Source organism: Brevibacillus sp. MER 51, from assembly GCF_023714195.1.
Taxonomy (GTDB): domain Bacteria; phylum Bacillota; class Bacilli; order Brevibacillales; family Brevibacillaceae; genus Brevibacillus.
Genome location: NZ_JAMAUS010000017.1, coordinates 56,287 through 75,016, shown reverse-complemented (window position 1 = coordinate 75,016; position 18,730 = coordinate 56,287). Strand labels below are relative to the sequence as shown.

The 18,730-nt window shown below is 47.4% G+C and carries 2 protein-coding genes; both read right to left on the bottom strand.

Annotation, left to right across the window (positions count from 1 at the left end; translation table 11 throughout):
• Positions 1-17: 17 nt before the first annotated feature.
• Positions 18-7,364: a beta-ketoacyl synthase N-terminal-like domain-containing protein gene (locus M3630_RS26115; protein WP_251254022.1), complete on the bottom strand. Its 7,347-nt coding sequence runs from the start codon at positions 7,362-7,364 to the stop codon at positions 18-20.
• An 18-nt stretch (positions 7,365-7,382) separates the two neighbouring features.
• Positions 7,383-18,728 (bottom strand): SDR family NAD(P)-dependent oxidoreductase, encoded by an 11,346-nt coding sequence (locus M3630_RS26110; RefSeq protein WP_251254021.1) that lies wholly within the window; start codon positions 18,726-18,728, stop codon positions 7,383-7,385.
• Positions 18,729-18,730: the final 2 nt, after the last annotated feature.

Genomic DNA, 18,730 nt, shown 5'->3' with positions numbered 1-18,730 from the left:
CTTACGAGATGAATTCATCAGCTTAATAGCTCCAAAATTGCCTCTTCTGGAAGTTCATCAATAACAGCAATCAGTTCCTCTTCAATTAGCTCCGCCATTCCTGCAACAGTTGGCGCCGAAAAGAGATTGTCCAGATTCAAATCAACCGGGAAGCTATTTTTCAATCTGGAAATAATCTGAGTAGCCATGATTGAATCGCCGCCGAGGTCTTGGAAGTTTTTGTGGATGTCAACCTTTTTCACGCCAAGTACCTCTTCCCAAGCTGCAGCAATTTTTCTCACAAGTTCGTTACGTGGTGTATCGTCATCTTCAGCATGTATGACATCATGATGGATACCCGAGTTTTGGATTTCTGCCTCCCTCCCATCAGCTTCTTCCGCTTGAACACGAGTTACCTCAGTTGAGTTGGCTATGTCTGCTTCTCTGTGTTCGTGTTTTTCTGCTGTCAGTTCGGAGGTGGCAGCAGCTTCTTGATGGGTTCGATTTCCTACGACAACTTTGGGTAAACGATAGCGTTCCTTGGCAAAAGGATAGCTCGGAAGACCTGATAGACGGCTCACCATTCCTTTTGGATAGAGCGCTTCCCACTCTATTTCATTACCATGAACCCATAGCTCCGCCAGCTTTTTGATTTTCTTGTTCAGAGCAAGATTGCGGATAAAATCCCTTCCCTCTTCTGTATCGCCGATCTTGATTCCACCCGTTTTGTTTATTTCTCCGATAAACAGATCAGCCGTTTTTGTCCCATTCCCTTGTATGAATTGCTCCAGCAGCGCAATGAGCTGATCTTTGCTGTGAACTACGATTGCTACTCGATGTGCCATGGATTCCCTTGCAGTCTGATAGGTATAAAGAAAATCAGCCAGTTTCACCTCAGGATGTTTCTCTACAAATGCCTTTGTTTTCTTGGCATAGGCCACTAATTGCTCACGTGATTCAGCTGACAGCACGAAGACTCCCGTCGCTATCTCTTGACCTTCAACAGGAGCAACGGATCTTACCTTTGATCGATCAAACTCTTCAATTACCAGATGAGCATTGGTGCCGCTGAAGCCAAAAGAGCTGACCGCAGCCAATCGAGAGCCTTTGGAATTGGTCTGCCAGTCTTGCAGCTTGGTATTCACATAAACAGGGCTGTTTTCAAAATCAATGTGTTCATTCTCTTTGACAAAATGAATCGAAGGAGCCATCTTCCTGTTTTTCATGCTGAGTAAAACCTTGATGACACTCAACACCCCAGCCGCCGCTGTGGTATGACCGATATTGGCTTTTAAAGAACCGATTGCGCAGAATCGTTTCTTCGGCGTGAAGTGGCGGAATGATTCACTCAGTGCATGAATCTCTACAGGGTCCCCTAATTTTGTCGCCGTTCCGTGTGCCTCGATATATTGAATGTCTTCCACATCAATCTGTTTTTTCGCGTAAATGGATTTTTGCAGGTCGCTTTGCGCTTGGAAGCTAGGTACGGTAATCCCCAATGTCCGTCCATCCTGATTGGTTCCACTGCCACGGATGACACCATAGATGCTGTCGTTATCCCGTAATGCATCTTGCAATCTTTTTAAGATCACAATGCCAACGCCATCCCCAACGACAATCCCATTCGCACCATTGTCAAACGGGCGGCACTCCCCTGTGGGAGAAAGCATCCTCGCGTTACTCATCGAGATAAACGGAGCAGGGTGGGAGTAAATCGTAATTCCCCCTGCGATAGCCAGATTGACTTCTTCCGTCTTCAGCTTTTGGCAAGCAATATCGATCGCAACCAAAGAGGATGAGCAAGCAGTATTCACAGCCAAAGCAGGTCCTTTTAGGTCAAGGAAATAGGCGATGCGCGAAGCAAGTATACTCGTATCCGATCCGAGCATGCCAAAATGTGAGAAATCTTGTTCTACTGTCATTCCCGCCATCGCGCCAATGATAGTTCCAACAGGTTGTCCTCTCAGCATGGACGGGGTGTAACCTGCGTCCTCTAACGCTTTATAGCTTTCTTGCAAAAGGATGCGCTGCGTAACATCCATTGATTGGGCTTCGGTAGGAGAAATTTTGAAAAACGCCGGATCAAAATATTCAATATCCTCCATCGCCCCGTATTTAATTGGAATATCAACGAGCCCATTTTCTTTGAAAAAGGCGCGCCAGTCTGGGTTGGTCACTTCTTTGATGCAATCTTTGCCGTGACTAACCAGCTCCCAGAACTCATCTTGCCCCTGAGCGCCTGCTGTGCGGCAGGAAATCCCAATGATCGCGATATCATCGGAAGCTGCTTTAGCCGCCTCGGAGGCAATATCTCGGGTTGGGATTCTCTCTGTATATACAGGCTTCTCTTCAAATTGTCTGATTGTCTGCGCTGATTGGTGCCCTGGTAAATGCGTCGCGATGTAGCTCGCCAATGCTTCCAGAGTATTATGTTCAAACACAACACTGGTCGGTAGTTTCAGATGAAACTGGCTATTGATAGCTTCGGATAATTGAACGGCATTGAGAGAGCCGATCCCCAAATCCTTTAGAGTTTCCACTTCTTCCAGCTCTTCTTGTCTCAAGCCTAAAACGGCAGAAAAAGCCTCATTCAGGCCCGCCTTGATTTTTGTCCGATCTGGAATAGACTGATCTGCCGACATATCGCGTTTTTGTTCAGAATATTCAGGTGTAACTGAGTGATTTTGAGCATCCGACTCGAATGGTTTACTTGAACGGATCTGGCTAGGCTCGCCTTGCTGTAAATGACTAGCAATATAGCCTGCCAATGAATCTAATGTATCGTGTTCAAACACAACGCTGGTTGGTAATTTCAGATTAAATTTGCTATTAATCATTTCGGATAAGGCAACGGCGTTAAGAGAGCCAATTCCCATATCCTTCAAGGTCTCTACCTCGCCCAATTCTTCTGGTTGAAGACCTAAAACGGTGGAAAAAGCCTCCACCAAGGATTCTTTGATGGTTTCTCGATTCCAAGGAAAGCTGTGATCATGCTGATTGGGATTCGGGAGAGTTCTCATTTGCTGTTTCGGATAAGGAATATAACCGCTGTTTACCATTTCCGCTAATGCTTCTGGATACGGTCTTTTCTTCGATATTTTGCTGGCATTCCATTCACAACGCTTCGTGTACGCAAGATGCGGAGCTTTTTTCAACTTAAACAAACAATAACTGATCCACCCTCGTTCGAGAGAGATGGATTGATTTACTGTGTTGATATACAAATCTTGAACGGCTTTAGGCAGATGCTTGATGTACTGTTCCACGTCAGGATCATGCAAGGCGTTAGCAATCTGCGGTGATACGTCGATGATTTCATCGATCACTAACTGATGCTCCGCCAAAAGCTCAATCCATTCCTGCACGGTGGGAATGCTGACTTCTACGTTCTGGTCTACGATTGCTCCTCGCGTATTGGCTATGTAATCGATCAACAGAACGGTTCCCTCTTCGTTGAGTGCAGAAGAGATATTGTGAAATAGTCCCTGTTTATTTCGAATATGGAAGCTCACTTCAATCCCGACGATAATATCGTAAAGGTCGGGAAAGGCATCCTTGGAGCTGTCTTTGTTGAAAATTTTCGCACGAGCCCCCAGATTCTTCTGCGCGATTCGTTGATTGCCAAGCTCTGCTTGCGCCTTGGTAATCGTAAATCCGTGGGTTTCGATATGTGGATAAAGCTCTGCTATTTGAATTACATCTGTCCCGTGACCGCATCCGAAGTCCAATACTTTTTTCACACGAGAGAAATTTTCTTTGCAAAAAAGTACCTGGCGCATCTCTACTTGCTTCTCTCTCACCATTTCTCTTTCCAACGGGTATTTTTCCGGGTTCAAAATGACACGGCTCATTGAAAAGCCTGGAATCTTCCTTTCAAATGGACATACGGTCAGGTAATCCTCCGAAAACTCCGCTTCGCTGCTGTTGGCGCTATATGTGTAAATTTCAACGGCTTTGTTTTCGAATTCTGGATGAGCGGATGTCATGCTCGTCTCCCTCCTAGTGCGATTCGTTTGATTGCGTTCTATCCAGCACGTTCTCCTCTTAAATGGATAGGTTGGGAGCTTAGCTACTCGGGATAACGCCTTCCCTTCATGCAGCTTCTGCCAAGGGATGGGATTGCCTAGAACCCATAATTTTGCCAGTTCCCCTACATCTTTTGATTCGATTGCCAGCGTAACCCGGTCTGCCATCAATTCTTTGTTTTCCTTGAGATCGCCAAAAAAGCAATGTTCCGTCTCTTCTTGGTGTTCCAACCAGCGTTCCAGTTGCTTTAAAAGCTCTGTTTGACTATCGGTGATAACTGCCAAACGGCAAGGCATTTCTTCTCTTCCGATTTGAAGAGTGTAGGCTGTATTCGCAACATCCATATGCCTGTTCTTATGCAGATAAGCAATCCAGCGATGAATGTAAGCTTGCAATCTCTCTTTATTCTTGGCCGAAAAGACAAACAGCTCAGTTTCTGAATCGTTTACTCTCCTTGATGATGGAGTGTGGTTGTATTCCTCCACGATAAGATGGGCATTCACTCCACCACCGCCAAAGCTGGTAATGCCTGCTCGTCGGGGGACTGTTTGCCCATCTACTGTGATCTGCTTCCATTCTGAAACCTCTCGCTGCAATTGAAAGGGGAGTTGATCAAAATGAATATTCGGATTCAATTCGTCAGGAATCAGTGTTGGAACCAGCGTCTGATGCTGCAAGGACAAAATCACTTTCATTAGCTGCGACATGCCGGAAGCCGATTCACAATGCCCGATATTCGGCTTGACCGAACCGAGTCGATAGTCCCCTTCTGCTCCTTGACGGTTGTGAAAAGCTTTCGTCACTGCTGTCATTTCGACGGCATCGACTATGTCTGAGCCATAGGCGGAAGCTTCCAGATAACTAATGGATCGAGGGTCCAGTCCGCTTTCTTCCAACGCCTCTTCCATCACATCTGCAATAGGATTGGGGCTTGGTGTCATATAGCTATTGGCTTTGCCCTTATGGTTGACAGCGGTTCCGCGTATCACGGCATAAATATGGTCCAGGTCCCGCACAGCCTGATCGTAATCCTTGAGAACAACAGCACCTACTCCCTCGCCTGGCACAAAACCTATTCCACCTTTCCCAAAGGCAGCACTGTCAGAAGTATGCGAAATGAGCTGTCCCACAGTCAGACCGAAATAAGTAAGCGGATGGGTGTACAGATTCACTCCACCAGCAATCGCCATGCTTCCCTTCCCGTTTCGGATGTATTCACATGCTTCATGAATCGCTACGAGAGCTGAGGAGCACATCGTATCGATCGGCATACTCGGCCCCTGTAAGTTTAGGTAGTACGAAACCCGATTTACCATCGACGAATACGAGGTTGTCGGAAAGTGCTGGGTGGTTTCCGTGCTATACAAATGAAATCCTTGTTTCGTAATGCCACCAAAAACCCCTGTTCGCTTCCGCAGCTCCGCAGACATCTTCGACGAGGCATAGCCTGCATCTTCTAATGCCTTCCAACACTCTTCTAAATAAAGGCGCTCCTGGGGGTCTATATTTTCTGCTTCTCGCGGAGTCATATGAAAAAATAACGGATCGAACTGATCAAATTCCTCTAAGAAGGCACCCCATTTGCTATAGCTTTTTCCTTGGGAAATGGCATCCTCCCGATTTGGATGATAATACGTTGTCCAATCCCAACGCTTAGCTGGAATTTCTGAGATAGACTTTTTACCCTGAATTAAGTTCTCCCAAAACTCTTCCAGGTTGTTAGCTTGAGCAAAACGCCCACTCATGCCGATAATCGCTATTTTACCGGAGGACGCAGGCTTGGACGCCGTCCTTTGCGAACGAACAGCTGGCGCAAAGGATCTTGTTTTTCTAGGGTTTCGTTTCTCTCCGGTTTTCGGCAATGGGGCAAGCTCAACCTGATCTTCCGTTTGATTTGGCTCCTGCTTGTAATCATTTAATTCTGTGAGCGAAATCAGCGCTTCTCTTTGTGTCTCGAGTAAATGCTCGACTAAGTCATCTACTGTCTGATATTCAAAAAACAAAGTACCGCTGATGGTTTCGCCGAAAATTTTCCGAAATTGATTGATCAGTTGAACAGATAAAATGGAATCCATACCGTACGCCTCTAAAGGCTCAGAAGCATCCATTCGGTTACTCGGCATCTTCAGTGTTTCAGCGATCAGATGTTTGATGTATTCCGTACTTTTTTCGCGCAGGACATCTTTGCTTGCCCTTCCTTCAGGAGCGAAAGGTATTTCCACTCTCTTGGCTTTTGGCTGTTCAGCATTTACGCTCGCCTTAGGTTTAGGCGGTTGTTTTATTTGCTGTTGGCGGATCACGCCGTCACTTTCGGTCACAATAATCTGCTGTCCCATCGCGTGCGCCTCTTCTGTTGGGAAAAAGACCGACTGAAATCCTTCTTCCTCCAATACTCTCTGCCACGTTGCCGAAGATAACCCAGGGCAGCCTGAAAGGCGCAGCTCTGGGTCTTCGTACAGCCACCAGCCCTCCAGCAAACCAAAGGTAAGGTGGAGGAAGAGGGTGTTTTTACTCATTTCATTTAGCAAAAGCAAGCCGTTCTTCTTTAGAACGGCTTTCGCGTTACGCACGGTTTGGCGAATGTTTTTGGTGGCGTGCAGGACATTTGCGGCAATGACGATATCATATCCGCCCAAATCAATTCCTTGTCCCGTCACAGGCTCTTCTACGTTAAAAATCCGATAGGTCAAATACGGATTGCTTGGGCCATACGCTTTTTCTGCATGCATGAAAAAGGCTTTGGAGAGGTCTGTATAGCAATATTCCTGGATATGCTTTTCATACGCCTTTAACTTTTGGAAAACGACGGCACTCGTTCCTCCCGTACCTGCACCAATCTCAAGAATGCGAATTCGTGCCGCAGAATCCTGATTGAGCCGTTCCTCTACAAAAGCAACCACTGTATCCGCGAGCACTTCATTGAAGTAGTCGGAAACTCTGTTATTTTTGTATACCTTTTCGACTAATTCCATCGATGAATTGGGAAAGATGACCTCTGTAGCCCTCACTTTTCCAGTGAGAATTTGCGGTAAAACACGCAGGGTTGCTTCGATTAGCTTGACTTGCGCATGCGTATCCGGATTTTTTAGCCAGACTCCTTTTTCTTGTTCCCATTCCTGCCAGACAGCCGTACTGGAAATGAGCGCAGTATCGATCACGGTAGATGTTTCGCTATCGTAAACGAGATAATCATTCCGGGCTAAAACAGAAGCCGTTTCTTCGAGCCACATGTCATATAAGTCAAGCAGGCCGCTTTTTCTTTTGAGATCGCTGAGCGTCTGATTCTTTTCTGCAAAGCAGCCGAGCGACTGCATTTGACCCCACAGTAACTTTAAGAGAAGCTCGTCCATTTTGTTCATACTAGGCACTCCTTCGGCTTACACGTATAGAACCGGTTTGTCCTGTTCTCTTGCTGGTTGAGATTTCTGAGTGGCATTGACTAGAAATTCAGTAATGTGTTTAAGCGTTGGATAGTCCATCATCGCAGCAGGTGTCAGTTCAAGCTTGTACGTCTGATTGATTTTGGTAGAAAACTCGGTGAGCTTGACTGGGTCGAATCCGTATTCTTTTAGTTCACTATCCGTATCGATTTCTTCGCTCTCTACCTTCAGGATTTGAGAGGCGAGCTGAATGATCGTTGCTTGTACGTTCTCAAACAAGCTGTCCGTGCCCGTACCTGCTTCTAATGCAAAATAGGCTGCTTTGGGCATCTCTTTTACTTTTAACTTGTTTTTAATGCTTGCCATGCTGGAGGAAATTTTGGTTGAAACGACTGCAACCGATTCCTGTGTATTGATTCCTTCCATCTCGAGTGGCTTGGTCGTTTTCATCAGCGCCAATTGATTCATGGGACCTGTTAGCAAGGCTTCCAATGCTTCCATCCCTTCTGAAGGTTCAATCGAGCCAATGCCGATCTGTTCCATTCGTTCCTGATAGCCCTTGGACGCAACGATTCCAACACTGCCCCAGTATCCCCAGTTCATTACTTTCACCGCGCATGTCCATTCCTTGGCAAGCTGATGAGCGAAAGCATCTTTGAAGGCGCAGCCGGCAGCATAATTGCTTTGTCCAGGCGATTTCGTAAACGAGTTAATCGAGGAGAAAAACAGGACGAAATCCAATGGCTCCTCGCCAAACACTTGGCTCATCCGCACACTTACCTCTACTTTTGGTACCAGTCCGGCTCGGAAGGTCGTCTCGTCCATATTCGCCAGACTTCTATCCAGGAGGACAATGGCGGAATGAATCACCCCGTTAATCTTGCCATGTTGCTTTTGGATCTCCTCATAAGCAGATTGCAGCGACTCGCGATCCGTAGCATCAGCTTCGATGTAGAGTGGTGCAGGTCCCAGGGCAGCAAGTTGATTTATTTTGTTCTGAATGGACTCATCTTTCATGCGACGACCAATCCAAATCACCTGGGCTTGATAGGTGCGGATCATGTATTCGCTCCACGCCTGTCCAATACCGCCCGCGCCTCCAATCACAACATAGACGCCATGTTGCCGGTAGACGGTTTGCTTCGTGAAAGGTCTCTGCACCGGCATCAACTGTTGGCGATACCACGCGTGTCCACGGTATGCCCAAGCGTTTCCTTGAGCATCGGCAGGCAAAGTAAAAATATCATGGAGCGGCCACTCGGCATGCGCCTCCAAATCGACGAGTCTTACCTTCCAGTTCGGATATTCCTTCGCCATCGACCCGATCAATCCGTGGATGCTGGCATGCGTTGGATGGACTTTCTCTCTTTGGTAGATAGCCTGTGCCTGGACAGTAATGATCGTCCAGCCCAAGTCTTTCGTCTGATACCCCAGCGCAAGCAAAGCCTTGATCAAGCGGAAAACTTGAATAACGCCCCGCTCCTGCTCGTTCATCACGGACTCCTCTTTTACGGATTTCACACAGCTATCGGGAGCAACCCACATGATGTGATCGACCACACCCTGCTCTTCCAGCTTACTTGCGATGACCTCAATAGAATCATCTGACTGAAGCGGTAAAACAGTAGCTTGAGGGTAATGACGTTGAAGGAGACTTCTGTCCTTTTCTTCGGCGCAAACGATGACTACTTGATTACTCGTTGATGGAATGACTTCCCCTTTTTCTACAGACGCGGCGTTCCATACTGGAGTGAGCATCGTGGTTCCCATCAGTGCGGGAGCGGAAGTCACTGTTTCCTGAGTCTCCCTCACCGTCGCACCTCGTTTTTCACTCCCCATTGAAAAGCCTCTCATCCTCACGCCTATTCTGCCTGCCTCATCACATAGATCGATATCTATTTTTTTATTCTCCACTTTGGCATCATCACTGTATCGAATGAGAGCATACAGCACAGCAGGATGATTCTCGTAAATCTCCAGCTCTTCAAGGACAAAAGAACCATCCGGTCGGATGAAGCTGATGCTGCCAGATGTTGTAGCCTCCGTAGCGAGATAACGAGATGACTGCAATAGAGACTCCAGCAGGCTAGGATGGAGAACGAATTGTCCTGCTGTTTCCATGGCAATCGAGGGCAAGGAGAGTTTTACCAGAACTTGTTCCCGCGCCCTGTATACCTCTTCAATCCCTTCAAAACTCGGATGATCAGCCATTCCACGTTCTTTTAACAGCTCGCAGCATTGTCGGGCAGTAAGCATCTCACTGCTCTCGGCTTGCAAGGCAGGTAGATCCAAAATTGGTGCTTCAACGAACGAAGTGAATTCGACCATACCTTGGCTGTGTACCACAGACTCGGTATCATCTTCATTCGATTTGCTGTAGATTTCATAGGAAAGCTCTCCAGTATCCTCTGGATGGATCCCCAGGTGTACCTGAACCAAATCCTCGCCCACCAATAGCGGTTGATCTGTGACAACATGAGACATTCGGATTCCAGATAAAGTCCCCTCTCTATCTCCCGCTGCCTGCTTCACTGCCGCCCGTGCCATTTCCAGATAAGCAGTGAGTGGAAAGAAGCGCTGCCCGTTTCCAAGTTGGTCAGCCAAGAACGGCTCCTGCCCTGTGAAGATGGAACTATATCTCAGCTCATAGAGGTCAGAAGTGTTCTTGTGAAGCAATGGATGGAGGATATCCCCTCTAACCGAAGATGATTCGTTCATACCTGCTGCCTTTGGCTTCTCAACGTCTATCCAATAACGCTCCCTGGCAAAAGGATAAGTAGGCAAGCTGACGCGCCGCGGTTTATCTTGGCTATATAGCTTATTCCAATCAAAAGAGACGCCCTTGACCCAAAGGTTCATCAGTTTTGCGAATTTCCCTTTGGCAATCCATGTCTCTACTGTTTGTTTCATATCTTCATCAGCAAAAAGGGCTACCGTGTCATGGTTGCGTTTCACTCGCCCACGATACAGCTCGGCAATGTTCTCTTCACCTTCTGCAAAATGCGTTAGTTTTTCCGCAAGCTCATCAACTGATCTGACGAGGACAGCCAAGCGTTCCTCCAGCGCTTCCCGTCCTACCTGAAGCGTAAAAGCGATATCAGCCAAATGGGCATCAGTGAATGATTCTTCCTTGATCGCCTTCAATAATCGATTCACTTGAGCCAACAGTCTCTCTTCATTCTTCGCTGAGAGCACGATCACTTTTGGATGCTGTGGCTGCATACTATTCTCTGGCTGTCTATCTTTTTCGCGATACTCTTCGATGACAATATGGACATTGGCTCCTCCCGCCCCAAACGACGATAGCCCAGCGATTCTCGGATATTCCTTGGTTACTCCGTTGATTTCAATGATTGGTCTTTGCCACTCTGCCAGCTTTTGCTGAACCGCAAATGGTGTATCACTGAAATCAATGTTTGGATTCATGACCTCAGCGTGCAAGGATGGTGCGATTTGACCGTACTTCATTTGAAGCAATATTTTGGTCAATCCCGCAATTCCTGCCGCACTCTCCGTATGTCCGATGTTCGACTTGGCCGAGCCAATCGCGCAGAATTGCTTGTCTTTCGTGTGTTGTCCGAATGCACGAGTCAGTCCCGCAATCTCGATTGGGTCGCCCAAAGCGGTACCTGTACCGTGCGCTTCGATGTAGCTGACGGCACGAGCATCCACTCCCGCTCGCTGTAATGCCTCGTGGATTACCTGCGACTGTGCGATGGGGTTGGGAACGGTGTATCCATTCGTTTTGCCGCCTGCATTGAGCATGCTTCCCTTGATGACGCCGTATATGTGGTCTCCGTCGGCAATCGCCTTTTGCAGAGGCTTCAATACGATAGCTCCCACACCTTCTCCATCTACAAAACCGTCCGCTTGATCGCCAAACGACTTGCAGCGGTCACCAGCAGAAAGCATCGTCGCTCCAGACAGTCGAATATAGTGAAACGGATCGACAATTAAATTGACCCCGCCAGCGATGGCACATTCACTTGTACCACTGTACAAGCTTTCCAATGCCAAATGAATCGCCGTCAAAGAAGAGGAGCACGCCGTATCCACTGCTAGACTCGGTCCTTGGAAATTGAACAGGTAGGAAACTCGATTCGCAATCGACCAGTAGCTCGTTCCTGCTGGGTAATTTCCATTCATGACACCAACAAACACACCAATTTTTCTGCTTTCTCCCAAAGTGGCAGGAGTGTAGCCCGCATCTTCCATACTGGCGTAGGCCGTTTGTAAAAATAGGCGCTCCTGCGGGTCCATCTGCTCTGCTTCGTTAGGCGAAATTTGGAAAAAGAGCGGGTCGAATTTATCGATATCCTCGATGAAACCGCCCCATTTGGTGTACATGTATCCTCTTTTCCCTTTTTCTTCGCTGAAAAATTCTTGCCAATTCCAACGATCCTTCGGCACTTCCGTGATGCAATTCTTCCCTTCTTTCAGCCGAGTCCAAAACTCCCAGACATCCCCCGCTTGTGGATAACGTCCTGCAAGACCAATGATCGCCACATCCTGTCTGGACGGCGCTGTTGTTTTTTCCGCTTCTGGATCAGAAACATGCAGGAATCGGCGAGACTTTGCCTTTCGAAATGTCGAGCCAGCTTGCTCTTGGGTTGTCTTTCCAGAAGCTGCTGAGTTGGTTAGTTGCATTTGAACAGGTTCTTGTTCATCCATTCCTACTAATGCTAGTAATTCATCCGCTTTTGTTGTCATGAAATGCTCGACCAGCGCATCAATCGTTTGATATTCAAAAAAGAGGGTCGTGCTGATCTGATGCATTTTTTTCCGTAGGACATTTGTCATTTGCACAATCATAATCGAATCAATGCCATACTCCTCCAGGGCGGCAGAAGAATCGATCTGGTCAAATGGAATTTTCAGTGTTTCTCCGACCAATTGCTTGAAATAGGTTATGCTTTTCTCCCGAAGCATAGCCTCCGTGCTTGTTCCTCTGTCTGCATTTGAAGGAGTTGGTAGAGAAGAGGCTGAGGTCCCCATTGATTTCTGCTGTTGTTTGGACTTGCGGACAACGCCGTCACTTTCAGCAATTATCAACTGTGGATAGGAGACAACTCGGTAGCCCTCATCTCTCAATCCTTTCTGCCAACCTTCCAGAGGTAGTGTAAGACCTTCTGTGAGGTCTTTACGTACGTTTTCCTCCATCATCTCTTTTACTAGAAGCAGACCATTCCTTTTTAAGAGATTCTTGCAGTTACGCAGGGTTTGGCGAATTTGTTGAGCGGTGTGCAGGTTATTCGCTGTGATAATCAGGTCGTACTCACCAGCATCCAATCCTTGTTCACTTAACGCCGCTTCTGGATCAAAAGCTTCGAAGCTCACAAAAGATTGATAGGCATGTAATTTTTGTGAAAGCAAGGAACTGGTGGATTCTGTACCTGCTCCAAGTTCGAGAATCCGTATTCCCGCTGATTGGTCATGCTTCAATCTCTCCTTGATAAGGGCAGCCACTACATCAGCAAGCCCTTCATTTTCATGGGCAGACAGCTGTAGCGTGGACGGGTATATTGCAGAGTGAATATCCACCCATTCCTCTACCTTCATCCCTTCAATGACAACAGGCTTCGTGATCTTCATGAAAGCAATTTGATCCATGGCTCCTGCGAGAAGTGTCTCTATGGCTTGCATTGCTTCTTGCGGCTGAATCAGCCCAATGCCGATTTGCTCCAAACGACGATAGGTTTCTACCATCTCCTGATGAGTATCTTCCACTTGCCCACTGCTCCAATATCCCCAATTGATCAGTTTCACCGCACATGGCCATGCTTGAGTCAATTGATGAGCATAGGCATCTTTAAAGGTACAACCAGCCGCGTAGTTGCTTTGCTTCGGAGCTTTCGTAACTGCCATGAGTGATGAAAAGAACAAGACAAAATCCAACGGCTCCTTCTCAAACACCAAAGCGATGTTCACACTCACATCCACCTTAGACGAAAGCACTGCTCGGAAACCTTCCTCTTGCATGTTTTCCAAGCTTTCCTCCACCAAGACCATGGCAGAATGAACAACTCCGTCAATCCGTTGATACGTTTGCTTGATCTGTTCATAAGCTTGTTGCAAAGCGTTCTGCTGCGTTGCATCCGCTGCTATATAGTCTGGTGCTGGTCCAAAAGCGGCAAGTCTATCTATCTTGGCTTGAATCTCTTCATTTTTTGGACGGCGACCAATCCATATAATCTGAGCTTGATAGGTACGTATCATATATTCGGTCCACGCTTCGCCGATGCCACCAGCACCGCCAATCACCACATAAATACCACTCTGCTTCATTCGTGTCTGATCAATCGGAGGATGATCGACGGTAAGCAACTGCTGACGATACCATTCACCCTGACGATAAACCCACGGACGACCCTGACGATCTCTTGGCAGCCTCAACATATCATCCAGCGGCCATTCAGATTCGGCCTCTACATCCATGAGTCGAATCTTCCAGTTTGGATATTCCTTCGCCATCGAACCAATTAATCCATGAATACTGGCGTGGCAAGGATTCACAACATCTGTATGGCATATAGGCTGGGCTTGAACCGTGATGACACTCCACCCCAACTCCTTACTTCCATATCCCAAGTGAAGCAAGGCTTTAATCGTTCGGAAGCATAGAATCACTCCCTGATCTTGCCCCGCGATTAATCGATGATCCGCCAAGGAGTCTATCGCATCAAAAGGAGCGATCCACACCAGATGATCGATGGAACCAAGCTCTTCCAGTCGGTATACGATTTCCTCCATCGTATTCTCAGCCTGAATGGACAATACTTTTGCTCGTGGATAGTATTGTTGAATGGCGATCCTATTCTCTTCATTTCCGCCCACAATGACAACCTGCTCATCAGCAGTGGGGAAAAGCTGTCCCTTCTCAACAGGAGTCACATCCCACACAGCAGACAGCATGAGATTCCCCACAGGAGGCTCCAGAGAAGTTGCGGAAGTAGCGCTTTTCGAAGAAACATGGCTCGCTTGCTTCCCGTCCTCCAGCACTCGCATGGAATACCCCTTTATTCGTACACAAACCGTTCCTTGGTCATCGCATAAATCAATATCCAGCTTCTGCACTTTGTCGTCTGCGCTGCTGGTGGCACTGTAACGAACGTACGCCCACATCGAGGATGTGCACTTGCCGTAGATTTCCACTTTCTCCATGGCAAAAGGCAAGGACGGCTTTCGGCTCGTATGACCATCCGCTGATGGGGTCTCTTCCCCAACCATCATGAGCCCGATCGATGCCTGCAAAGCCGAATCCATTAAGCTTGGATGCAGGACAAAAGGGTTTTCCATCTCGGAGACGGTGGCTGGCAAGGATAACTTGGCTAAAACTTGACCCTCCCCTACATACAAGGTGTCAATTCCTTGATGAGCCGAACCATAATCCATCCCTATTGCATGAAAAATGCTGTAGCATTGTTCGGATGAAAACGCTCGTTGATTGCACTCTGCTTGTAAGGATGGCAAATTCAAGGCATGTTTCTTAGCAACAGCATGAAGCATGACGCTGCCCTGACTGTGTACGACGGGTTCTGCATCCATCGCCTCCAACTCGCTATAGATTTCAAAAGTAATCTCACCATTCTCTTCGGGAACAAGACCGATATGTATCTGTGCAGGTTGGTCACCCACAACAATTGGCCGTGTCCAAACCACGTTTTTGAGTTGAATCTGGGCTGGTTCTTCAGTCAAGGCAGCCGTTGCTTGCTCTGCTGCTGCTATCGCCATTTCCAGATAGGCGACTCCCGGCAAAATTCTCTGATTCTTCACGACATGATCTGATAAGAAAAACTCCTGACCTGTAAAGGTGGAACTGAACCTTTGTTCAGAAAAATCAGAAGTATTCCGCTGCAAAAGTGGATGAATGGCAGTTTCGCTCATAAATGGAGCTGCTGTCTTGCGGCTCACCGATTTACTTTTGCTCTCTGGAATCCAATAACGATTCTTCGCAAATGGGTACGTCGGCAAGGGCACACGTCTAGGTTTGTTATTCTGGTATAGCTGTTCCCAGTCCATTTCATAGCCTGTCACCCAACATTCCGCTATTTTTCTGATGTCGCCTTCTGCAATCCAGCTTTGGATAAGCTGTTGAGAGTCTTGGTCGTTGTTCGGCTTCAAGCTCCCTATCCAGCAATGATCGATCGCATTCTCGCCTCGCGAAAAAGCTTCCAATTTTCCGATCAGCTCGGGTATATCCTCGACGACAAAGGCAACTCGTTCTTTCATCGCTTCTCGTCCAACCTGCAAGGTATACGCCACATTTTCCAGATCGATTCGTGTTTCTCGATCAGCAAAAGACTGAGCTTCCACTTCTATCTCGTCTCGATGGCTATCCATGAGAGAAGCGATGACAGAAGCAATGGAGTTGCCTTGATCGAATTCCTTGAAATCAAGCTGAATATGCAGCTCCTCTTGCAGTTTTTGCTTGAGCTGTGTGATTTGAACGAGGTCTACTCCGTATTCATGCCACTCTTGTTCGAGCTCAATGCTGCTTTCTGCCACATGAATAATAGTGGATAACATTCTGCGAAGCTTCTTCTCCAGCATTTCTTGAAGCTGTTTTTGCTTCTCTTCCTCACTTGGTTGAGGGTGATTGCCAGATGATGCCCTTTTTAGAAAGTCCGCTACTTTTTGCGCATAGACTAGCAATCGTTCCTTATTCTTGGCAGATAGCGGAATCATCACTGGGTGATTTTTACGGGCAATGGCTTGCACTTTCGGCTTTGTTTCAACTGGGATGTACTCTTCCAAAATTATATGGGCATTGGACCCCGAAGCGCCAAACGAGCTTACCCCTGCACGTCTCGGAACGGACACTTCTCGACCTTTTTCCATGATCACTGATTTCCATTCTTCTGTCCGCTGCTGTACATAAAAAGGAGATTGCGCAAAATCAATAAACGGATTCACTTCCTTGGCATGTAAGGAAGCAACGAGCGTTTTATGGTAGAGCTGAAGAACAGCTTTTTGCAAACCGCTGATACCTGCGGCAGATTCAGCGTGTCCGATATTTGACTTTACTGAGCCTATGGAACAAAACTGCTGATCCTCTGTATATTGACGAAACGCTTTCACCAATCCTTGAATTTCAATCGGATCGCCTAAAGAGGTTCCGGTCCCGTGCGCTTCCACATAACTGATCGTTCTCGCGTCTACGCTGCTCTTTTCCAGGCATGCTGTAATGACCTCTGCCTGAGCAACAGGGCTTGGCACCGAAGGCCCGCTCACCGATCCGACGTGGTTTACACTGCTTCCTTTTACCACGGCATAAATATGATCGCCATCCTCAATCGCTTTGCGCAATGGCTTTAATACGACCGTACCGACGCCTTCTCCAGAAACATACCCGTCGCCATCCTTGCCAAAGGTATGACAATAACCATCACTCGAATGCATATCCATCATGCCGTATGACAAGTATTTGCCGGGATGCAAGGATAAATTGACCCCTCCCGCCAATGCTACCTCACATTCTCCGCGCTTGATGCTCTCCAGCGCCAAATGCACAGCCGTCAGCGAGGAGGAGCAAACGGTGTCAATTGCCATACTCGGACCATGAAAATTACAGAAATAAGAAACGCGATTGGCAATCGGTGCATAGTTCAAGGATAACGGGAACATTTCGCCCCGAGACATCGCTTCCGCTCCGATGAGGGAATAATCCTTGTGCATCACGCCAACAAAGACACCAACCTGCCGCCTGTTACTGCTCCCCCGAGGCGGAACAATCGTCTTCGGCGTATAGCCTGCATCTTCCATCGCTTCCCAGCATGTTTCCAAAAACAAACGCTCCTGGGGGTCCATCGTTTCTGCTTCCCGCGGCGATATTCTGAAAAAGGGAGAATCAAAGCAATCGGGGTCTTCAATAAACCCTCCCCATTTGGACATTTGCTTCCCTGAAGGGGATTTGAGTTCTCCAAACTGCTGCCAATCCCAGCGAGATTTCGGGACTTCTTTGATGCAGTCTTTGCCTTCTTTTAAATTTGTCCAGAATTCATGGAGATTTCTTGCCTCTGGATAGCGACCTGCCATCCCGATGATCGCAATTTCTTCATTGGGAATCGCTGCGTGATTCTCAGAGGTTGCTGATGAGGCTCCGACTTTGGCAGGTTGTGGCAACTCTTGTCTATCTTCCTGTTTCGTCAAATCAAGCCCACTGAATACGGAAGCATGATTCTCGGCCAGATAGGCGGCCAACTCAGCGATATTCGTATACTCAAACAATAAAGTAGGAGCCAAAGACACTCCTACTTTCGCTTCGACAGCCTTCACCACTTCCAACAAGCCTGGTGAGTTCAACCCCATTTCATAGTAACCAATCTGCGTATCAATCAACGCAGCCGGAACTTGTAATCGCTCGGCCAGCAGTTGTTGTAAAAAAGTTTGTGCTTTACTTACGACGGCAGATTGCGATTCATTCGCCTCATGAACGGGTCCTTTCGAAAGAGACACCGGTTGCTTCGATGGTTGGAAATCGGCTCGAAGCGGAGGTACTTCGTTTTTATTGGAATGGATCAGTCCAGGATCACGAACGAGCTTGCCTGCAAAATTTTGCAAATGCGCAATTTTTTTGCCTGAACGATCAAAGAACTCCATCGTCATATACATCAGTTCATTTTTTCTTTGGATGGATGAAGTTTGTACTCTGGCAAAGCAATGCTGCTGCAATAGGGCGGAGGCACGAAAAGATTCATAAAAAAGCGGCAAAAATAGCCGTTGCTCTCCTTGTATAACCGAAGTGAACAATACCATCGAGCCGATCGCAGACCCATCGATCAAGGTCGGGTGAAACATGAACCCTTCCGCACTGGGAAGGGCATGTTTACCGAGTGAAATATCCATTACCGCCGTAGAATCTGTTTCGTAAATCGTTCCTTCTGCCTTCATAAAACCTGTATGGACCAATTCCTGACGACGGCATTGCTCATATACGTCATGAAGATTGATCTTTTTGTTTGCCGCTTGCTCTAGCATGGGAAGATCCAGCGTCTCATCGAACTGCGCAGAGGCACTTTGATGCATTTCAGCAGTGACATACAGCTTTTTCTCCAAGTCTAAAATGCCGTTACGCTGTGTCTGACCCTCCATCCGAATCTGCCACTGCCCTGCTTTGCCTTGCGTGCACTGAATGCTCAGCATGACATCATAATCCTGTCCCACCATGATCGGATGATAGATCGTTAGATTGCGAAGCTCAAGCTCGCGGTAATCATGACCATTTTCCCGAAACATTTGATACAACAGATCAATATGGGCTAATCCGGGCAACAGTTCCTGACCGTGCGCTTTATGATTTTTGAGGATTGGATGGTTGATCGTTAAGAGAAACTGATCATGCACGT

Coding starts and splice junctions, on each gene's coding strand:
- M3630_RS26115 (WP_251254022.1), bottom strand. CDS start 7,364: ATGAACAAAATGGACGAGCTTCTCTTAAAGTTACTGTGGGGTCAAATG.